Annotated in this window: 17 protein-coding genes; 8 read left to right on the forward strand and 9 right to left on the reverse strand. The window is 57.6% G+C overall.

Annotated features, from left to right (window positions below; genetic code table 11):
• Window positions 1-135 precede the first annotated feature (135 nt).
• Window positions 136-726: a GNAT family protein gene (locus tag RHM59_RS02935; RefSeq protein ID WP_322285909.1), complete on the reverse strand. Its 591-nt coding sequence runs from the start codon at window positions 724-726 to the stop codon at window positions 136-138.
• A 203-nt stretch (window positions 727-929) separates the two neighbouring features.
• Here RHM59_RS02935 and RHM59_RS02940 point away from each other — a divergent pair, with 203 nt between their 5' ends.
• Window positions 930-3,293: a DNA polymerase II gene (locus RHM59_RS02940; RefSeq protein WP_322286658.1), complete on the forward strand. Its 2,364-nt coding sequence runs from the start codon at window positions 930-932 to the stop codon at window positions 3,291-3,293.
• Between the two features lie 187 nt (window positions 3,294-3,480).
• Window positions 3,481-3,714 (forward strand): hypothetical protein, encoded by a 234-nt coding sequence (locus RHM59_RS02945; RefSeq protein WP_322285910.1) that lies wholly within the window; start codon window positions 3,481-3,483, stop codon window positions 3,712-3,714.
• A gap of 92 nt (window positions 3,715-3,806) precedes the next feature.
• Here RHM59_RS02945 and RHM59_RS02950 read toward each other — a convergent pair whose 3' ends face one another.
• On the reverse strand, window positions 3,807-5,003 hold the full coding sequence (locus RHM59_RS02950; RefSeq protein WP_322285911.1) for a DUF1501 domain-containing protein: 1,197 nt from the start codon (window positions 5,001-5,003) through the stop codon (window positions 3,807-3,809).
• Window positions 5,004-5,084: 81 nt separating this feature from the next.
• The gene (locus RHM59_RS02955) at window positions 5,085-6,623 is read right to left on the reverse strand and encodes a DUF1800 domain-containing protein (protein WP_322285912.1); all 1,539 of its coding nucleotides are present in this window, start codon (window positions 6,621-6,623) and stop codon (window positions 5,085-5,087) included.
• Window positions 6,624-6,852: 229 nt separating this feature from the next.
• On the opposite strand from RHM59_RS02955, the gene RHM59_RS02960 reads away from it, so the two are divergent.
• Window positions 6,853-7,188 (forward strand): hypothetical protein, encoded by a 336-nt coding sequence (locus RHM59_RS02960; protein WP_322164714.1) that lies wholly within the window; start codon window positions 6,853-6,855, stop codon window positions 7,186-7,188.
• Between the two features lie 124 nt (window positions 7,189-7,312).
• Entirely contained in the window at window positions 7,313-7,537 is a 225-nt protein-coding gene (locus RHM59_RS02965; RefSeq protein WP_322285913.1) for a co-regulatory protein PtrA N-terminal domain-containing protein, read from the forward strand.
• Between the two features lie 58 nt (window positions 7,538-7,595).
• On the opposite strand, the gene RHM59_RS02970 is transcribed toward RHM59_RS02965, so the two are convergent.
• A complete protein-coding gene (locus tag RHM59_RS02970; RefSeq protein WP_322285914.1) occupies window positions 7,596-7,916 on the reverse strand; it encodes a hypothetical protein in 321 nt (106 codons plus the stop codon).
• Window positions 7,917-8,040: 124 nt separating this feature from the next.
• On the reverse strand, window positions 8,041-8,529 hold the full coding sequence (locus RHM59_RS02975) for a MarR family winged helix-turn-helix transcriptional regulator (protein ID WP_322285915.1): 489 nt from the start codon (window positions 8,527-8,529) through the stop codon (window positions 8,041-8,043).
• A 495-nt stretch (window positions 8,530-9,024) separates the two neighbouring features.
• On the opposite strand from RHM59_RS02975, the gene RHM59_RS02980 reads away from it, so the two are divergent.
• Genes RHM59_RS02980 through RHM59_RS02990 form a run of 3 tightly spaced genes read left to right on the forward strand, consistent with a single transcriptional unit; the run spans window position 9,025 to window position 14,876 of the window.
• Window positions 9,025-12,210, forward strand: coding sequence for an efflux RND transporter permease subunit (locus tag RHM59_RS02980; protein WP_322285916.1), 3,186 nt, complete (start codon window positions 9,025-9,027; stop codon window positions 12,208-12,210).
• A gap of 1 nt (window position 12,211) precedes the next feature.
• The gene (locus tag RHM59_RS02985) at window positions 12,212-13,420 is read left to right on the forward strand and encodes an efflux RND transporter periplasmic adaptor subunit (protein ID WP_322285917.1); all 1,209 of its coding nucleotides are present in this window, start codon (window positions 12,212-12,214) and stop codon (window positions 13,418-13,420) included.
• The gene (locus RHM59_RS02990; RefSeq protein ID WP_322285918.1) at window positions 13,413-14,876 is read left to right on the forward strand and encodes an efflux transporter outer membrane subunit; all 1,464 of its coding nucleotides are present in this window, start codon (window positions 13,413-13,415) and stop codon (window positions 14,874-14,876) included. Before RHM59_RS02985 ends, RHM59_RS02990 begins: the two co-directional genes overlap by 8 nt.
• A 122-nt stretch (window positions 14,877-14,998) precedes the next feature.
• Here the strand turns inward: RHM59_RS02990 and RHM59_RS02995 are convergent, their stop codons facing one another.
• A complete protein-coding gene (locus RHM59_RS02995) occupies window positions 14,999-15,631 on the reverse strand; it encodes a response regulator transcription factor (RefSeq protein WP_322285919.1) in 633 nt (210 codons plus the stop codon).
• The gene (locus RHM59_RS03000) at window positions 15,628-17,007 is read right to left on the reverse strand and encodes a cache domain-containing protein (RefSeq protein WP_322164706.1); all 1,380 of its coding nucleotides are present in this window, start codon (window positions 17,005-17,007) and stop codon (window positions 15,628-15,630) included. Before RHM59_RS03000 ends, RHM59_RS02995 begins: the two co-directional genes overlap by 4 nt.
• Before the next feature lie 207 nt (window positions 17,008-17,214).
• Between RHM59_RS03000 and RHM59_RS03005 the strand changes: the two genes are divergently transcribed.
• Entirely contained in the window at window positions 17,215-19,275 is a 2,061-nt protein-coding gene (locus RHM59_RS03005) for a carbon starvation CstA family protein (protein WP_322285920.1), read from the forward strand.
• Window positions 19,276-19,701: 426 nt separating this feature from the next.
• On the opposite strand, the gene RHM59_RS03010 is transcribed toward RHM59_RS03005, so the two are convergent.
• Entirely contained in the window at window positions 19,702-20,400 is a 699-nt protein-coding gene (locus tag RHM59_RS03010; protein ID WP_322285921.1) for a glutathione S-transferase N-terminal domain-containing protein, read from the reverse strand.
• Window positions 20,393-21,010, reverse strand: coding sequence for a TetR/AcrR family transcriptional regulator (locus RHM59_RS03015; protein WP_322285922.1), 618 nt, complete (start codon window positions 21,008-21,010; stop codon window positions 20,393-20,395). The genes RHM59_RS03010 and RHM59_RS03015 overlap by 8 nt, the downstream gene beginning before the upstream one ends.
• Between the last annotated feature and the right edge of the window lie 54 nt (window positions 21,011-21,064).

The following is a 21,064-nucleotide window of genomic DNA, read 5'->3' on the forward strand; positions in this document are numbered from 1 at the left end:
AGTAGGCACTGAAAATCTGTTCACAGCCTTTGCAGCGCCGAGATCTGTGGGACCGAATTTATTCGGGAAGGCTTCAGTCTTGACGCGCTGCTACCCCAACCCACACAGCGTGCCACCCGGTTTGCTGCCTTTCGCTTAACGACGCATCTTCGCTTCCAGCGACGCTTTCACGTTCGGCCATTCCGAATCGATGATGCTGAAGCGCACGGAGTTGCGTTTGCGGCCGTCGGGCATGATTCGTTCATGACGGACAATCCCTTCCTGCGTCGCGCCAATCCGCAAGATGGCTGCGCGGGATTTTTCATTCAGTTCGTCGGTGGTAAATTGCACCCGCACGCAGTGCATGACCTCGAAGGCGTACATCAGCAGCAGGTGCTTCACTTCGGTATTGATCCCCGAGCGCTGCACTGACTCGCTCAACCAAGTGTGACCAATTTCCAGCTTTCGATTCTTGCGGTCAATCTTCCAAAAACGTGTACTTCCCACCAGCTTGCCGGTTTCGCGCTGAATGATCGCGAACGGCATCACTGTGCCTGCCTGTCTTCCCTCCAGCGCCGTCGAAACATACTGCTCGACCGTGTCCGGCCCCGGCACCACGGTGAGTGTCATGCTCCATAATTGCCCGTCAGCGGCGGCGTCCAGCAGTTGTGGGGTATGCCTCAGTTGCAGCGGTTGAAGTTCGACGGTCAACCCGGTCAGGTGGATTTCAAGGGGCAGGGCGTTCATGGTGGGTAGCGGGGCCTCAGGATTAAAGTTACGCATCGGTGGGTAAGCTGCGGGACGTGTTTGGCTGCAAGGGTTCGCCAAGGCACCACAGTAAACAAAACCCGGTCAGAACCGTAACGAATCTTTATAGTGTGGCCGTTAATGACGCTAACGGCTCAAGCGCATGAGAAACGTCGCGGATTCAAGTGATCGAGGTTGCAACGGTGGATTTACAGCAGGGTTTTGTCCTGACCCGACATTGGCGCGACAGCGCCTTGGGTACCGAAGTCGAGTTTTGGCTGGCCACCGATAACGGCCCTCGGCACATTCGGCTGCCGCACCAACCCTCAGTGGCGTTTATCCCGGTCGAGCAGCAGGAGCGAGCCAAGTCATTACTGCGCAGCGAACGTAACGTCGAACTTCGGCCGTTGGACCTGTGCGATTTCCGTCACCGCCCGGTGCTAGGCCTTTATTGCCAGCAGCATCGGCAACTGATGAATGTCGACAAGCAATTGCGCGCCTTTGGGGTCGATGTCTACGAGGCGGATGTTCGGCCACCGGAACGCTACATGATGGAGCGTTTTATCACCGCACCCGTGACGTTCAGTGGAAAGCCGGGCGCCAACGGCCTGCTGCTTGATGCCCAGATGAAGCCGGCGCCAGAGTACCGACCGTCATTGAAGCTGGTCTCGCTGGACATCGAAACCACGGCGCAAGGCGAGCTGTATTCCATCGCGCTGGAGGGGTGTGGCCAGCGTCAGGTTTATATGCTCGGGCCGCCGAATGGCGTGGAGGATGAGGTCGATTTTCTGTTTGAGTACTGCGACAGCCGTGCGCAGTTGCTGGAAAAACTCAACGAATGGCTGGTGCGCCACGACCCTGATGCAATCATCGGCTGGAACCTGGTGCAATTCGATCTGCGCGTGCTGCACGAACACGCGCAGCGCCTGAACGTGCCGTTACGCCTCGGACGCGGCGGCGAGGAGATGGGTTGGCGTCAGCACGGTACGCGCAATAATCATTATTTCGCGTCGGCGGCCGGGCGTTTGATCATTGATGGCATCGAAGCGTTGCGTTCGGCGACTTGGAGCTTTCCTTCGTTCAGCCTGGAGAACGTCGCGCAATCCTTGTTGGGTGAGGGTAAAGCGATCAACAACGCCTACCAAAAAATGGACGAAATCAACCGCATGTTTGCCGAGGACAAGCCGGCGCTGGCGCGCTACAACCTCAAAGACTGCGAGCTGGTGACGCGAATATTTGCCAAAACCGAACTGCTGACGTTTTTGCTGGAGCGGGCCTCGGTGACGGGTTTGCCTGCTGACAGCAGCGGTGGATCAGTCGCCGCCTTCAGTAATCTGTACATGCCGCTGATGCACCGCCAAGGCTTTGTGGCGCCAAACCTCGGCGAGCGCCCGCCCGAGGCCAGCCCTGGTGGTTTTGTCATGGACTCGAAACCGGGTTTGTATGAGTCGGTATTGGTGCTGGATTACAAGAGCCTGTACCCGTCGATTATCCGCACTTTCCTGATTGACCCGGTGGGACTGGTCGAAGGCATACGCCAGCCCGGCGATGCAGAGTCGGTGCCGGGTTTTCGTGGCGCACGATTCTCCCGCACCCGGCATTGTTTGCCTGCGATTATTTCCCGTGTGTCCGAAGGCCGCGAAGTGGCGAAACGTGAACGTAACGCGCCGTTGTCTCAGGCTCTGAAAATCATCATGAACGCGTTTTATGGCGTGTTGGGGTCCAGCGGCTGCCGCTTCTTCGATCCGCGTCTGGCGTCGTCCATCACCTTGCGCGGTCACGAGATCATGCGCAAAACCCGCGAACTGATCGAGGCTGAAGGTCACGCGGTGATCTACGGCGATACCGACTCCACCTTTGTCTGGCTCCGTCGCACGCATACCGAGGAAGACGCCGCGCGTATCGGGCGCGCGTTGGTGTTGCACGTCAACCAATGGTGGCGTGGGTATCTGCAACAGACGTTTGGACTGGACAGCGTGCTTGAACTGCAATTGGAGACGCACTTCCGGCGTTTTTTAATGCCGACCCTGCGGGGTGCCGAGGAGGGCAGCAAGAAACGTTACGCCGGCCTCGTCACCCGGGCGGACGGTCGCGACGAGATGGTCTACAAAGGGCTGGAGACCGTGCGCACCGATTGGTCACCGTTGGCGCAACAGTTTCAGCAGGAACTGTATGAACGAATCTTCAACCGGCAACCGTACCAAGACTACGTACGCGATTACGTTCGCAAGACCTTGAAAGGCGAGCTTGATGACCTGTTGATTTACCGCAAGCGGCTGCGGCGCAAACTGGACGATTACCAACGCAACGTGCCACCCCACGTCCGCGCGGCGCGAATCGCCGATGAGTACAACGACCAACAGGGCCGACCACAGCAGTATCAAAGCGGCGGTTGGATCAGTTACGTAATGACCACCGCAGGCCCTGAACCTCTGGAAACCCAAGCAGCACCCATCGACTACGACCACTACGTCACCCGCCAACTGCAACCGGTGGCAGACGCGATCTTGCCGTTTGTGAATGACGACTTCAGCACATTGGTTGGCGGGCAAATGGGTTTGTTTTGAAGGGTGCTGATTTCTGATGTGTAGACGCCGCGCCAAATACGTCGGCGCTTACCGACTTTAGTATCAGATCACCGCTGTCGATAGTGGGTATCTATGCTCGTGGTTTTTCATTGGCGGGGGCAGGGGGTAACTTAGCGCCACTTACTCGAAACCCACCTTCCTTTGAACTACCTATTGGAGCTTAACCATGAAACGTACCCTTGCTTTCGGCTTCGCCCTTTCGGTTCTGGCCGCAACCTCAGCTTTCGCCAGCCCTCAGACCACCACTTCGGTTGCCAAGCCAGTAGTCGCTGAAGCGACTCACGTTCGCGTCGCGGAAAACTCGGCCAAGACCTTTGAGCGTCTGAGCAGTGACCTGCACGGCAACGTCATCGTTGCTGAAAACCGCAAAGAATTCGGTTCGCAGTATCAGCGCTATTGATCGACTAAACGCTTAAAAAAGCCCGGTTATCCGGGCTTTTTGCTGCGCCCTGTAGGAGCCAACTGGTTGGCGAGGCGGCGGCATATGTACCGTCAAACCAATTGCAGCGCATTGGGTCGCGCGCCGGGGAACACGGCTTGAAGCTGTGAAGTGGACAAGCCCCACGTACGCCCGAGCAATCCGCCGAGCAGGTCGCGGTAATTGTTAAGCACGGGGTAATCGCGGTTTTGCAGCAGTGTATTCTGGTTCACCGCGACTTGCTCGCCGACGATACGCCCACCCCGAACGTTGCCGCCAAGCACCCAGTACACCGTGCCATGGCCATGATCGGTGCCACGGTTGCCGTTCTCGCGGAATGTGCGGCCGAATTCAGACACCACCACCACCGTGGTGGTGTTCCACTCGTCACCGAGTGCTTGTGCATACGCTGCCAAGCCTTGACCGAGGTTGGCCAGGTTGTTAGCGAGATTGCCCGTGGTACTGCCTTGATTGACGTGGGTGTCCCAACCGCCCACATCGACGAACCCCAACCGGTACTGGTCGCGCATTAACGTGGCGATACGTTGGGTTTCGGCAGCAAAGTTCTTCGCCGTAGCCGCGCCGCGATTGGCGCGCATCATCTCTTCCTCCAGGTCTTTCGAGACATGCTGGCGCAGCTCAAGGCCGTCAGACGCAGACGCGGCAAGCGGGGTGCCCTTGTACATGCTGGCGAGGATCGACGATTGCCGATTATCGAACGCCGGTTTCGAAACCCCACGCAACGACAGGTTAGGAATGTCTTTACCGCCTTGAAAACTCAGCGGCAATGCGTCAGTGAATGCAATGGGCGCGCTGTCGGGGGCAGCTAGCGCCAAGCGGGCGAGGAAGCCCGAGCCGTACCCGTTGCGCTGCTGGCTCGGCTCGCCGGATTCGATGTTGTCCTGAGTTTCGAAGTGGCTGCGCGACAGGTCGTCGGTGCCTGCGAACGGGACGAAGGCGATTTGTTTGCGTTGCCACAGCGGGTAGATCGAGTCGCGCAGCACCGGGTTCAGCCCCCAATTGGAATCAAGTGCGATGGCACTGTCGAGGTTGCCCTGATCGGGTCTGGCGATGGCCAGGGTAGGCCGCGAATCGTAGTAAAAGTCGCTGTTGTAAGGCACCAACAAGTTGTTGCAGTCATAGCCGCCGCGCAAGAACACAAACAGGAATCGGGGCGCGGAAGGTGGCGCGGCAAATAATTTCCCGGAAAACGACAGGCTTGGCAACGCTGCGGCGGCAGCGGTTGCTAACAGGAATTCTCGACGGTTCATCAGGCACCTCATGACGCAATGGATCATGGTAGACATTCAACGATTCAGCCGGCCCTGGCCTTGCTCACGTAACTCGCATTGTCATCGGCTGTTGAAGTCAGGCGACGACAACAAGTACGTATTCCATTCCTGTTGCGAGGCTGCTTGGTCAAGCGCCCCTCGGGTCGCAGCACTCAAGCCCGGAGCCACCGCATCATAAAAAAGTCGGGTGGTAATCATCGGAAACCCGATACCTTCCTTTGGGCTGCCTTCGGGGGTGAACAACCGGTTGTCGCCCCTGCCGATAATGCGTGCAATTTCAAACCGTTTGGACAACTGTCCCGAGCTGGTCCAACCGCTGGAATCCAGCGGCCAACCGTCTGGGGTGACGCGACCAAACACCGGCTCGCCCAGTTGGTTCAGCCAATTGACCATCGGCCTGGCATTGGCCAAGGTTTTACCGTCGTAGGCCAGTCGGACTGATGAAGCAACAAACTGGATCGGGTCCTTGAACTTCGTCCCGGCGCTCTGCTGCAACTCCTTAGATTGAAACAACGTACGCATCACTTGGGCAATATCGCCATCGGTGCGCTGGAAGGTCGCGGCCATGCGGTCGACCAGTGCCTGTGGTGGGTTGTCGGCCACAAAGTACTGGGCTAATTGATGCGAGATAAATACTGCGCAGGCTTTCTGGCGAGTGATCAGCTCAACGGCCTGGGCGATTTCATCAAAACCTGAACCCCTGATGGGCTGCCCCAACAGGACCTTGTCACTGAAATCGTGACGCTTGGGATTGAACTCGAACACGCCTTCCTGGACCACGAACGGCGCCAGCGCGGGCGGAAACCGTTGTTGCTTGCCATCCAGCGGGGCAAGGCCAGCGCCGGTCAATATCAGCGCCAGCTGTTGCACGTCTTGCTGGGTGTACCCTGAACCTACACCGAGCGTATGCAACTCCATCAGCTCACGGGCATAATTTTCATTAACTTTACCTTGTGCGTTTTGGGCGTTGTCCAAAAACTCCAACATCGCCGGACTTTTGAGCGTCGCCATTACCAAGTCCTTGAACTTGCCCAGTGCATGGGGGCGGATGACTTGCTCTTCATAATCCGCCGCCATCCAGCGCACGCGACCCTTGCCCATGTAGATGCTGAAGTGGTTAAGCCAAAAGCTGATCAACTGCTCCTTCAACTGATTGGGTCCATACACCGCCCGCAGCATCACGATTTCCTGCGCTTGCTGTCCGTATTCGTTAGCGGCTTGTTGCGCCGCTTTTTTTGCCGCTATTTTGTCATCGCCGTCGGGCATGGCGTTAAGCTGTTCTTGCTCTTGCTTGCGGGCAATCAACGATGATTCAAGCGAAGAGGTCAGGGCCGGATAGCCATGCAACAAGGTGTTGATGGCCGGCGGCAATAGGTCGGGAATGCGGTCGGTCAGTTGCGCTTCCAGCAGACCCGCGCGGCCCATCGAGCGCAAACGCGTCACGCTGGCCGCATCGAGGTCAAAACCGTCGCGCCGCAACCAAGCAATGTCCGCAGTATTCAAAGGGACGGGAGCGCTTGCCATGGCGTGAGACGGCGCGAGCAACAACAAGCAAACCGACACACACAAAGGCCGTAATACGGTGCTGAATGCGAGCATTTGAAAGGTTTCCGAGATGAGTTTTCCATGCCGTCGAACTGACGATCAGGGGCGCATCTGGAACCATAGTGGCCGCATATCCGAGGACCGGCAAGCGGGCGACTGCGCCCACGGGACGTGGCTTTCAGCTGAATGTAATGGTCCGGTAAAGCTGCTGTTACTGATGAGCAGAGTGATGTAGGTTTCAAAATGTGTCTGAAATTGTCGAAAGTTTAACCGAGGGAAAGCTATGTTTTTACGCTGCGTGGCAGTAATCGCTGTGGTCGCTATGACCAGTGGGTGTGTTGAGCGGGTCCATGAACGCGTCGTTCGCGAGCGTCCGGTTCAGACCCAGTACGTTGAAGTGGTCGCTCCACAACCTCCCCCTGAACGTATCGTTGAAGTGGAGCCGGGTCGTCGTGACGGCTTTATCTGGGCCCATGGCTATTGGCGCTGGGACGGCGGGCGTTATGTGGCCGTTGGCGGACATTGGGAACCAGCGCGTCCAGGCTATCGCTATGTGCACCCGCATTGGGAACACCGTCCTGATGGCTGGCACTGGCGTGGCGGCGGTTGGGTGAATTAATTTAAAACCTGTCAAAAAATTCATGTGGTGGGGATCGGGCTGAAAGCCCTATCCCCCCAAAATGGGCTCGAGCTTAACGCTTCTGTCGGCAATAGGTGCCGGCAGACCCTATTTGGAAAACCTTATGAACACGTTGAAAACATTATTCATCATCGCTTTGCTGGGCACTTCTGTAAGCGCAATGGCCGAAGGCGGCGGCGACCGGACTATGGCGCTGATGTTGGCGCATAACGAAGCCGTGATGCAGCAGCATCAGCAGGAAGAAGCTCAAGTTGAGCGCTCAGAGCACGAAAAATCAGTGGTTAGTTTGCATGACGCGGCGTCCAGTGAAACCGATCGCTCAGAGTGAATGTCAGAGCGCCGGACAAGCGCCACATTCAATGATGTGGCGCTTTGCTATATATGGCTTATTTGATTTCGTTGGTGGTGTCACCGTCCGCGCCGCTGCCTTTGCCCACACCGGTGGAGGTCGACTGATCGGCACCATTGTTGTTGGAGCCTTTGGTGCCCGGAACGTGAGAAGAGTTCTGGTTCGCCTTACTCGGCGGATTGAGGGTTCTGTCCGACGGAACCGTGCCCTCATCATTGGTGGGGTCAGCGCCCATTCCGGTGGTTGAAGGCGTTTTATTCATCGGGTCGCTAGTGCCGGTGGTTTGTGCCATCGCGACCATCGAAGCGGCCGACAGCAGGGTAGCGAATGCAAGGGTCGTGACATATTTCAGGGTCATGATTCGTCTCCGGGGTTATAGAGTCGTTACATGAGTTGGGTGCCGCGTGATCAAATAAGTGCGTGAGATGACGACGAACGGTGATGACGCCGGATACCCCATTCGAGCAACAGGTCTGAAAACATCAACGGGCGGCAAGCTTCAGCGCCATGGCCGCAGCAAACGATTCCGAAGCGATGTAATCAAGGGTCGCGCGCAGTCGAACGGCCTCTTCGGCGCCATAGATCTCATCAAACACACGCCTGACGCGGGTCCAGATTTCCCGTGCTTCCTGATATTTTTTCACGCCTTTTTCGGTAAGGGTTACCCGCCGGCATCGGCGATCATCTGCATCGACATTGAGTTCAACAAACCCATCTCGCACCAAGGGTTTCAAGGTATGGCCCAGGGCCGAGAGGTCCATGACTAATTCCTGAGCCAGGGTGCGCATGGTCGGTCCTTGCAAGCGCGTGATTTGTGACAACAACGAATACTGGGTGCCTTTAAGCCCGCTGGGAGCGAAGGCATCATCGTAAATTTGGCCCATGCGCCGTGCTGCACGGCGGATGGCACCATTGGAACAGCCACTACCGGAAGGGATGGCAGGGCTGAGCAAAACGGCAGTCTTGGTCATTTGACTCACTGTCATAGCGGTATATGCCTCGATTATGGTCGGGCATTTTGAAAGGGCAAGGCTTTAATTGGTCGGTTAGGACGGCCTATGGCTAGCGTCTTTATTCTTGGAAGGAGCAAAGTAGGTTCGGGCCGTAATACGCACGTAGTCTTCGCGTAGATATTTGTTGGCATATACCCCTAATATCGATATTGTGGCGCATGCCCCCGCTCGTGGGGCTTGTTGCAGGAATATGGTGATGAAGATTGAATGCTGTTGGCGCGTCAGTTGGCATGACCGTCACGGAAAAACCGGTGGTTTTGGCTGATTTGTACCCTTTGGGTATCAGCATTTGAACTGTGCGCTCAGCCTGCGGATCAATCGAATGTCCTGTTCGAGTTCCGCAGCTCATCGCGGCCTTTTACGTAACCATGGAGATGCAGCGCAATTTACAGCGCCTGTAGTCTGCGTTGAGGTGCGCTGGTCTCTGCTCGGTTCCCAGTCCGGATAACAACAATGCAAGGCCTCGTACGTATAGCTTTAAGCCGACCGTATACTTTCGTCGTGCTGGCGATATTCATCATGATCATCGGTCCGCTGGCGGCCCTGCGCACGCCGACCGATATCTTTCCTGAAATTCGTATCCCAGTTATTGCCGTTATCTGGCAGTACACCGGTCTGTCCCCAGACCAAATGGCGGGTCGGATTACCTCACCGTTCGAGCGGGTGCTGACCATCACGGTCAACGATGTTAGGCACATTGAAGCGCAATCGCTGAACGGCTTCGGCATCATCAAAGTCTATTTTCAGCCCAACGTGAACATCAGTACTGCCAACGCGCAACTGACGTCGGTGTCTCAGGCGATCCTTAAACAGTTGCCGGCCGGTACCACGCCACCGCTGATCCTCAATTACAGCGCCTCAACGGTACCCATCGTGCAGCTCGCGCTATCGGGCAAAGGCCTGAGCGAACAGCAACTGGGTGACTTGGGGCTGAACACCGTGCGGCTGATGCTGACCACGGTTGCCGGCGCGGCCATGCCGTATCCGTTTGGTGGTAAAAGCCGGCAGGTGCAGATCGACCTTGATTCTGCGGCCATGCAAGCACGGGGTTTATCGGGCCAGGACGTGGCCAATGCCCTGGCCACGCAAAACCTGATCACGCCCATCGGTACGGAAAAAATCGGTGGCTACGAGTACATGCTGCAGTTGAACAACGCGCCGTCGGCGATTGCCGACTTGGAGGACTTGCCCATCAAGACCGCTAACGGCACGACGGTATTGATGCGTGACGTGGCCAGCGTGCGCGATGGCAACCCACCGCAACAGAACATTGTCCACGTTAACGGCAGCCGTTCGGTATTGATCACTGTGCTGAAAACCGGCTCGGCGTCGACCCTGGGGGTCATTGCCGGGATCAGGGAGAAGCTTGAGGCGTCGAAGGCAGCATTGCCTGAAAACCTGAAGATCGATTTTATTAGTGACCAGTCGCTGTTCGTTCGTGCCGCCATCGAAGGCGTCGCGCGGGAGGGCGTTATCGCCGCTGCGCTGACCAGTCTGATGATTCTGTTGTTCCTTGGCAGTTGGCGTTCAACGGTGATCATTGCGGTGTCGATTCCGTTGGCAATTCTGTCTTCCATTGCGATGCTGTCGGCGCTGGGCGAGACCCTGAACATCATGACCCTGGGAGGGCTGGCGCTGGCCGTTGGTATTCTTGTGGACGATGCTACGGTGACCATCGAGAACATCAACTGGCACCTCGAACAAGGCAAGCAAGTCAAAGAGGCGATTCTCGACGGTGCCGCGCAAATCGTGACCCCGGCGTTCGTTTCGCTGCTGTGTATTTGCATCGTGTTCGTACCGATGTTCTTCCTTGATGGTGTGGCGCGATTCCTCTTTGTGCCCATGGCCGAAGCAGTCATTTTCGCCATGATCGCCTCGTTCATCTTGTCGCGTACCTTGGTGCCGACCATGGCCAACTTCCTGCTCAGCCCGCACACCAAAGAAGCAGAGGAAGAACACACCAAGCCTTCTTCGAATCCATTGGTGCGCTTTCAGCGTGGGTTTGAGAAGCGCTTCGAGAATGTCCGCGACAGCTACCACGCCATGTTGGAAACGGCGTTGCACCACCGGGGTTTGTTCGTTGCCTGCTTCCTTGGATTTGTTGTGCTGTCGTTCGGTCTGGTGCCATTCCTGGGGCGCAACTTCTTCCCTGCGGTGGATTCAGGGCAGATCCTGATGCACGTCCGAGCACCGGTCGGAATGCGCGTTGAAACCACGGCGCAGGTGGTTTTTGACGTGGAAAACGCCATCCGACGGATTATCCCTGCTCAGGAACTGGGCACCGTGGTGGATAACATCGGCTTGTCGATCAGCGGTATTAATACCGCCTACAACAACACCGGTACGGTGGGTTCGCAGGACAGCGACATTCAGGTCAAGCTTAACGACGGTCACCGCCCCACCGCTGAATACATCCGTGAGATGCGCGAGCGCTTGCCGCGAGAGTTTCCGGGTGTGGTGTTCTCGTATCCGCCGGCGGACATTGTGGGGCAGATTCTTAACTTCGGTGCGGCGGCGCCCATCGACGTGCAGGTGCAGGGCAACAATTTGGCGGGTAACTTTGCCTACGCCAACAAGCTGCTGCGTGATATTCGCAAAGTGCCTGGGGTCGTCGATGCGCGGCTTCAACAATCGCAGCAATTGCCGACGTTCAAAGTCAATGTTGACCGGACCCGTGCGCAGTTGGTGGGCATCACCGAGCGCGACATCACCAACAGCTTGGTGGTCAACTTTGCCGGCTCCAGCCAGGTCGCTCCGACCTATTGGTTGAACAGCGCGAACGGGGTGTCATACCCCATCGTGATGCAAACCCCGCAATACAGCCTCGATACGTTAGCGGCGCTGCATAACCTGCCGCTCAGTTCATCGGGACCGGGTGTTGGTGGGCAAATTCTCGGTGGACTGGCGACCATTGAGCGGACCCACAGCAACTCGGTGGTAAGCCAATCGGACATCCAGTCGGTGGTGGAAATCTTCGCCTCGACCCAAGACCGCGACCTGGGCGCTGTCGCGTCAGACATTCAAAAACTGATTGCCGACAGCACCAATGACGTGCCCAAAGGATCAAAAGTCATGTTCCAGGGGCAGGTGCAAACCATGAACAACGCGTTCAACGGGATGCTGTTCGGGATACTCGGCGCAGTGGTGCTGATTTACCTGCTGATCGTGGTCAACTTCCAGTCCTGGACCGACCCGTTCGTGATCATTACCGCCTTGCCGGCGGCGCTGGCGGGCATTGTCTGGACCTTGTTCGTGACGCACACCACGTTGTCAGTGCCGGCGTTGACCGGGGCCATCATGTGCATGGGGGTGGCGACCGCAAACGCCATTCTGGTGGTCAGCTTCTGTCGAGAACAGCTGGCCGAGCACGGCGACCCGATCAAGGCAGCGCTTGAAGCCGGTTTCACGCGTTTCCGTCCGGTGCTGATGACGGCGTTGTCGATGATCATTGGTATGGCGCCCATGGCCCTGAGCCTGGGTGAAGGCGGCGAACAAAACGCACCCTTGGGACGAGCCGTTATTGGCGGCTTGGCGTTTGCCACCATTGCAACATTGTTTCTGGTCCCGGTGATCTTCAGCATTCTTCACGCACGCCGCGAGCAAGCGTCCATCCCGGCAAACGCCATTCAAGGGTCTTGACATGTCAACTGATACTTCTTCCTCAAACAACACATCACCCCCTCGTCGGCGCGGCGGCCAGGTACGCATCGTGATTGCGCTGATTGTCGTGGTCATCGTGGTCGTGGCCGGTATTTCGATCCGGGCCAGCGAATCCAAAGACCTGAAAGTCTGGACCGATACTCAAGCGACGCCCAGCGTGGTGCTGATCACGCCTAATCCTTCGCCACAAGGACCGGTGCTGAACTTGCCAGGCCGGTTGGAAGCCTACTCCCGGGCGTCGATTTCGGCGCGGGTAGGGGGTTATCTGAAATCGTGGAAAGTGGACATTGGTGCCCCGGTCAAAGCCGGGCAGTTATTGGCTGAAATCGACACGCCGGAGCTGGATCAGCAACTGGTTCAGGCCCGTGCGGTATTGACTACGGCGCAGGCCAATTCGTCCTTGGCGGGCACCACGGCTAAACGTTGGCAGGCGATGCTGGCCTCTGATTCAGTGTCGCGTCAGGAAGTCGATGAGCGCGTCAGTGATCAAGCGGCCAAACAGGCCGATGTGGCGGCGGCGAAAGCCAACGTTGAGCGGCTGGTGGCTACCAAAGGCTTCCAGCGTCTGGTCGCGCCGTTTGATGGCGTGGTCACTGCGCGTAACACCGACGTTGGTCAATTGATCAACGCGGGTGGCGGCACCGCGCAAGAGTTGTTTGCAGTATCGGACGTCAGTCGCCTACGGGTTTACGTGCAAGTGCCTCAGAGCTTTTCACCACTGGTCCGAGCAGGAGCCATCGCCAGCTTAACGGTGCCGGAATATCAGCAAGAGCAGTTCACCGCGAAAGTGATTGCCTCGGCCGATGCGGTTAATGCCGCGTCGGGAACCACCTTGGTGCAATTGTTGGTGGAAAATCCGGGTCGTCGCTTGATGCCCGGCGCCTTTACTAACGTCCAATTCAAGCTTCCGGTGCAGGCCAATGCCTTGCGTTTGCCGTCCAGCGCGCTGGTGTTCGACGACCATGGTTTGCGCGTGGCGACCCTTGGCGAGGACAACCATGTGCTGTTCAAGACCGTGACCATTGCCCGTGACTTCGGCGATGCAGTGGAAATTGGCTCGGGCCTGTTGCCCACCGATAAGGTCATCAACACGCCACCCGATGGTCTGCTTGATGGCGACACGGTACAAATCGCCAAACCCAACGACACCAACAAGCCCAACGAAGCGGTGGCCAAAGCTCATGGTTAATCCGCACCCGGCGTTTAAATTAAGCGCATTGCTGATGACATTCTTGGGCTTGGGCGCGTGTCATCTGGCGCCGGAGTACCAGGTGCCTGCGATCCCGATGGCTGCGCAATACCGTACCGACGGTCCTTGGCGCGCCGCGCAACCTTGCGATCAGTTAAGCCGCGATGGCTGGTGGCGTATCTATAACGACCCACAGCTCAACGATTTGCAGCAGCGTCTGCTAACCAATAACCCAGACCTTGCGGCCGCCCTGGCGCACTACGCCCAGGCTCAAGCGTTTGTGACGCAGGTGCAATCGGGGTTGTTCCCCAGCATCAAAGGCAACGCCAACGGTCAGCGTGATCGGCAATCTGACACCCGTCCGCTGCGGTCGGCAACGGCGGGGCCGGAGTACAACTCGTTTACCGTGGGTGCCGAGGTCGATTACGAGGTCGATCTGTGGGGCCGAGTGCGTGACTCCGTTGCCGCCGGCACCGATGAGGCGCAAGCGAGCAAAGCCGATCTGGCCAATGCGCGCCTGAGCCTGCAAACCCAGTTGGCCGACAGCTACATTCGCCTGCGCGGTCTGGACCAGCAGACGCAATTGCTGAACGAGAGCACTGAGGCGTATGCCAAAGCGGTGAACTTGACCGAAGGCCTGCACGGCGGCGGTATTGTTTCCGGGCTGGACGTCTCTCGGGCGAAGACGCAGTTGTCGTCGGCCAAGTCGCAACTTAAGCAAAACCTTGCCCAGCGGGCGCTGATGGAGCATGCCATCGCGTCGTTGGTGGGTGCTTCTGCCTCTGAGTTTCGCGTCAACGCTAACACCCAAGCCATTGCCTTGCCGGTGGTGCCAACCGGAGTGCCATCGGCGCTGTTGCAACGCCGGCCTGACATCGCAGCTTCGGAACGGCGGATCGCCGAAGCCAACGCGAAAATCGGCGTAGCCCGTGCAGCGTTCTTCCCGACCATCACCCTTAGCGCGCAGGCCGGTTATCAAAGCGACGAATACGCCGGCCTGCTTGCTGCACCCAACTTGTTTTGGGCAATCGGACCTTCATTGGTCACGACGTTATTCGACGCCGGTGCACGGCAAGCCGGGGTTGACATTGCCAAGGCGCAAACCGATGAAGCCGGCGCCCGCTATCGCAGCGTGGTCTTGGGAGCGTTTCAGCAGGTGGAAGACAACCTGACGCTTATCTCCGGGCTAGGCGAAGCGCTGAAAGATCAACACGATGCCGCAGATGCCGCGCAGTATTCAGAAGACTTGGCGCTAGCGCGGTATCGCCAGGGCGCGGTGGGTTATCTGGATGTCGTCGAAGCGCAAACCGTTGCACTTGACGCCCAGCGTAGCGTGTTGGATTTACAGACCCGACAACTGAGTGCCAACGTGGCCCTGATCAAAGCCCTGGGCGGCGGTTGGAATACCGGTGAACTTGCCAGCGTGGCGGTTGCACCGGTAGCGGGTGTGCGGTGATATCGGCCGCGATCTCCTACAGGTTTTTTGTAAATCGCCAAAGAAACCGGTGGGACCGAATTTATTCGGGAAGGCCGCGACGCGATGTTCACAACGAGGTCTTTGGCTGGTCAACGCCTGCTTTAACGAGAAAGCAGCCCATGCTCCATGGCGTATTTGACCAATCCTGCTGGCTTATCGACGTTTAGTTTGCGTCGGATACTCAGGCGGTGGGTTTCGACGGTGCGTACGCTGATCGCCAGTTCCCGGGCGATGGTCTTGTTGTCCAAACCCTGCGCCAATCCGACTAACACCTGACTTTCCCTCGGTGTAAGTTCCGTTTCGTCTGACTTTTTACTCGCCAGCTTTAGTGCGACTTCGGCGCTGTAAAACGTTCCACCGGCGGCAATCGCTTCAATGGCCGCGACGATTTCCCGGGACGGTGCGTTTTTCAGCACATAACCGCTGGCGCCGGCTCGGATCGAGGTGGCGATGTATTCCTGATTGTCGTACATGCTCAAGATCAGGATTTTGATGGCCGGGTACTGCGCGCGCAGCAGCCTGGTCAGTTCCAGTCCATTCATGTCCTTCAAACCGATATCGATCAGCAAAATATCCGGCGACACCTGGCTGCAGAGATTAATGGCTTCGGGCCCATCTTCCGCTTCGCCCACCACGTCAAACGAAGGCCTGACGGCCAGCAACGCGCGTACGCCGTCACGTACTAACGCGTGATCGTCCACCAGGGCAATGCGAATCGGGCGTGCAGGGGTCATGAATAGACTCGGGTTGGGTTAAGGAATGAACGGGGTCGGGTGGGCAGGGTTACGCTCAGTTCGCTTCTGCCAGGCACAGACGTCAGGCTGAATTGGCCGTCGAAATGGTCAACCCGTTCGCGAATGTTACTCAAACCGATACCTCCCTGTATCGACTCCAGCCGGTTGATCTTGAAGCCAACGCCGTCGTCGCAGACCGACAACTTCACGTGGACCGAGTCACCTTCAAGGTCGATGTAAACGTTTTTGGCCTGAGCATGGCGTTCGATGTTGGTCAGGGCTTCCTGAAGAATTCGGAACATGGCCACGGGCGCGCCCTCCACCAATTGGAAGTCGCCGAGGTTGTTTTGGTAGTGCACTGTCAGACCGCTGCGGGCCTCGAACTCGGTGACCAGCTGCGCAATGGCGGCGGCAAGCCCCAGGGTGTCCAAGAGGGAAGGGCGCAGGTCATGGGAAATACTTCGGACCTCACCAATCGCGTCGGCCAGCCGGTCGATGCCTTGGCGCAAGATATCCGGGCCTTTACCGCTTTGCGCTTCCAATTCAAGGCCTGCCAATTCGAATTGAAATTTGATCGACACCAGCACCTGACTGATGCCGTCGTGCAACTCTCGGGAAAGTCTGGAGCGTTCTTCTTCCTGCAGACTGACGATCCGTTGGGTCAGGCCCTGGAGCTTTTTGTCCGCCAGGCGATGTTCGCTGGCGTTCAAAGTCAGGCCGCAGGCAAACACCAGCAGCACCGCGATCAGCGCCACGATACCGATGGCCAGCATGGTGGTGTGGATGCCGCGAGCCACTTCTTCCCGTGCTTGATGGGTGGCGTGCTCGACGTCTTCCAAGTAAATTCCGGTGCCGAGCATCCAGCCCCAGCGGTCGAGCATGACCACGTAGGCGAGCTTGTCGGTGACTTGGCCGGTAGAAGGTTTTTCCCAGGCATAAGGCTGAAACCCGTCACCGCTTTGTGCACTTTTCAGTAGTGCCTGAATCACCAGCAACCCATGGGGATCGGTCATGTTCCATAGGTCGCGGCCTACCAGGTCGGCTTGCCGAGGGTGCATCAGACTGCGGCCGTTGTGGTCGTATACGAAGAAATAGCCGTTGATCCCGAAACTCAGCTTCGCCAACTCGTTGAGCACTTGTTGCTTGGTGTGTTCGTCGTCGCGGCCACTTTTATACAGCGGCGCCAGCGAGCTCATGGCCATTTCCACGTAGTTCTTAAGCTCCGCGCGTTTGCTGGCGAGAATGCTGTCCTCGATCAATTGCGCCTGCTGTTCGCCCAGCCGCTGGTTCTGGGAAATCACCAGCGCGCTGATGATCGCCACCGCGAGTATCAGCGGCAAAATCCCAAGCGCGACGATTTTATGTTTGAGCTGCATGGCAGATGAAATCCGGATGGAAGGCCGTTAAGTGGCACAGGGTAATCGCATCAGGCGGCATTTACCTGCGTAGTACTACGCAGGCGCCCCGGTAGTACTGCGGATGTCTATGCGGGCGCGGTGCGCGGATAGTAGCGTGGCTCATTTCACAGGGCACACAATAACAATTATCGCCGCAGGGTTACGGTCCTCGGCAGGAGACCCACAATGACCCGACTGACCAAACATCTTGCTTGGTTCGCCGTTGCCTGCTTGGGGGCATTCGCACTGGGTGTCGTCGCGCTGCGTCGCGGTGAAGCCGTCAATGCCCTCTGGATCGTGGTTGCCGCAGTCGCAATCTATCTGGTTGCCTATCGCTATTACAGCAAGTTCATCGCCACTAAAGTGATGCAGCTGGACCCCAACCGCGCGACCCCCGCAGTCCTCAATAACGATGGTCTGGACTACGTGCCGACCAACAAGCACATCCTGTTCGGTCACCACTTTGCCGCCATCGCTGGCGCTGGCCCCTTGGTCGGCCCGGTATTGGCCGCGCAGATGGGTTACTTGCCTGGCACCCTGTGGCTGATTGCCGGCGTGGTATTCGCCGGTGCGGTGCAGGATTTCCTGGTGTTGTTCATGTCGACCCGGCGTAATGGTCGCTCACTGGGCGAGATGGTCCGTGAGGAAATGGGCAAAGTCCCAGGTTCCATCGCACTGTTCGGTTGCTTCCTGATCATGATCATCATCCTCGCGGTGCTGGCGCTGATCGTGGTCAAAGCTTTGGCTGACAGTCCGTGGGGCATGTTCACGGTCATGGCAACCATTCCCCTGGCCATGTTCATGGGCGTGTACATGCGCTACATCCGTCCCGGGCGAATTGGTGAGATTTCGGTGATCGGCGTGGTTCTGCTGCTGGCGTCGATCTGGGCGGGCGGCCACGTTGCTGCCGATCCGGTGTGGGCCAAGGCGTTCACCTTCACAGGCATCCAAATCACCTGGATGTTGGTCGGTTACGGCTTCGTTGCCGCAGTATTGCCGGTTTGGCTGCTGCTGGCGCCTCGGGACTACCTGTCTACATTCTTGAAAATCGGCACCATCCTCGCGTTGGCCATTGGTATTCTGGTTCTGGCTCCTGAACTGAAAATGCCGGCGTTGACGCAGTTCACTGACGGCACTGGTCCGGTGTGGAAGGGGGGCTTGTTCCCGTTCCTGTTTATCACCATCGCCTGTGGTGCGGTGTCTGGCTTCCATGCGTTGATCGCGTCGGGTACCACGCCCAAGCTGCTGGACAGCGAAGCCAACTCTCGTTACATCGGCTACGGCGCCATGCTTATGGAATCGTTCGTGGCCATCATGGCCATGGTTGCGGCTTCCGTGATTGATCCGGGCGTGTACTTCGCCATGAACAGCCCGGCAGCGATTGTCGGCGGTGACGTGGTAACCGTGGCACAAACCGTCAGCAGTTGGGGTTTTGCCATTACCCCGGACGCGCTGATGGCTGTGGCGAAAGACATTGGCGAAACCACGGTGCTGGCCCGAGCAGGCGGCGCACCCACGTTAGCCGTTGGCATCGCGCAGATCCTGCACCAGGTGCTGCCTGGTAAGGACACCATGGCGTTCTGGTACCACTTCGCGATTCTGTTTGAAGCCTTGTTTATTTTGACGGCGGTGGATGCAGGCACCCGTGCGGGTCGCTTCATGCTTCAGGATTTGCTCGGCACTTTTGTTCCGGCGCTCAAGCGGACGGAATCGTGGACGGCCAACTTGATCGCCACCGGCGGTTGCGTCGCGATGTGGGGTTATTTGCTGTACCAAGGCGTGATCGATCCATTGGGTGGGATCAACACCTTGTGGCCGCTGTTCGGCATCTCGAACCAGATGCTCGCCGGCATCGCGCTGATGCTCGCCACCGTGGTCCTGATCAAAATGAAGCGCCAGCGCTACATTTGGGTGCCTTTGTTGCCAGCGGTTTGGTTGCTGATTTGCACCACCACAGCCGGCTACATCAAGCTGTTCGACCCAAGCCCTGCACTGGGTTTCCTCGCCTTGGCGAGCAAATACAAAACGGCGCTGGACGCGGGTCAGGTACTGGCCCCGGCCAAGACCATCGACCAGATGCAGCACGTGATCTTCAACGCCTACACCAACGCTACGTTGACAGCGCTGTTCCTGTTCGTGGTATTCGCCATCCTGTTCTACGCGATCAAGGTCGGTGTAGCGGCATGGGGCAGTAAAGAGCGAACGGATAAAGAAGCCCCGTTCCAGGTCATGCCAGAAGCCCGCTAAATTCTCGGGTATCCACGCCTGTAGATACCAACTTGTTGGCGAAGGGGCTTGATGCGGTTTGCCTGACATACCGCCTCGCCAACAGGTTGGCTCCTACAGAATTCCGTCACTGAGGGACCGAATTCATTCATGCCCTGAGGTTGTCCGTCAACACGTTGTCGCAGCAAACGCCGGGCAACTGAAGGCACTGCCGAGAGCTGCGAAGCCGGGACGGCTCTGGGGGTTGCCCTCAAACATAGAATCTCCCACGGGGTGATTTGGGTCCGCACGAACTCAGCGATGGCATTGCAGAACCGAAATAGGTGCATCACCAAAATCCGTGGGACCGAATTTATTCGGGAAGGCGTCGTGTCAGGCGCTGACGATGTTGGACGTAAAATCCATTCCGAATAAATGCGGTCCCACGGTTCCCGGGGCATCCGCAAATTACGGGCGTGGGGCTGAGGTTTGGCCGAACAAGATTTTTTTGCCTTCTTCGGTCACTGTCGGGCGACTGGAGAAGGGTTCGGCGTTGGCATACGCACGAACGGTTGCCGGCCTCGTGTGGATGGCATCGAACCAACGACGCAGGTCAGGGAAGTCATCCAGGTTCTGCTGCTGGTTTTTCCAGGGCGCGATCCACGGGTAAGCGGCCATGTCCGCAATGCTGTAGTGATCGCCGCCAATGAACTCACGGCCTGCTAATCGACGATCAAGCACGCCGTACAAGCGATTGGTTTCGTTGACGTAGCGATTGATCGCGTACGGAAGCTTTTCCGGTGCATAGATTCCGAAGTGGTGGTTTTGTCCGGCCATAGGCCCCAGCCCACCCATTTGCCAGAACAACCACTCCATCACGGTCTTGCGTTCGCGCAGGTCGCTGGGCAGAAACTGTCCGGTCTTCTCGGCCAAGTACAACAAAATTGCGCCAGACTCGAACACAGTAATAGGCTCGCCGCCGTCAGCCGGTTCGGTGTCGATTATGGCTGGCATTCTGTTGTTCGGCGAAAACGCCAGGAATTCCGGCTTGAACTGATCGCCAGCGCTAATATCCACGGGATGAAGGTTGTACGCCACACCCGCTTCTTCAAGAAACATCGTGATTTTTTGGCCGTTGGGGGTTGGCCAGTAATAGAGTTCAATCATGGGTGGAGATTTCCTGTGCAATGAAATGACAGTCAAGTAACGCAAAGGCTGGGCGCACCATACCTTCCAATAAATCTCGCTCAGGCCGGGCGCGGGCCAGCACGCGAATGCCCAACAACAGACCCAATAGCAGGCGGGCCAGATCCTCCGCAGGTTGGGCGATGGAAATGCTGCCGGTACGTTGACCCGTGGCGACGCAACGGCGAAAGAACGCTTCAATCTGAACCAGAACATCCGCAACAATTTGTTGGAAACCTGGGTCATGCGGTGCGACCTCAACCGCTGCGTTGACCAGCAAGCAACCTTTACGTTGCGGATCGCTCAGCGAGCGCTCGATGATTTCTTCGAAGAACGCAGTAATCGCCTGACGCGGTGGCAAGTGCGCTTCGAGTCGCTTGATCCGGTCCAACGAGCCGCGCTCGATGTAATGATCCAGCGCGCGCTCATAGAGTGAACGCTTGTCGCCAAACGCGTTATAGAGACTGGCGCCGGTAATCCCCATGCTTTGGGTAAGGTTACGAATGGACGTGGCCTCGTAGCCACGCGCCCAAAAGCACAAAATCGCTGCGTCTAATGCCGCTGCTTCGTCGAACTCTCTTGGCCGAGCCATTAGGTATTTCCTCCCATCGGGGAAGGAAGCGGTTGCCCCCTTTTCCGTTACCCA

It is taken from the genome of Pseudomonas sp. MH10, from assembly GCF_034353045.1.
Classification (GTDB): Bacteria; Pseudomonadota; Gammaproteobacteria; order Pseudomonadales; family Pseudomonadaceae; genus Aquipseudomonas.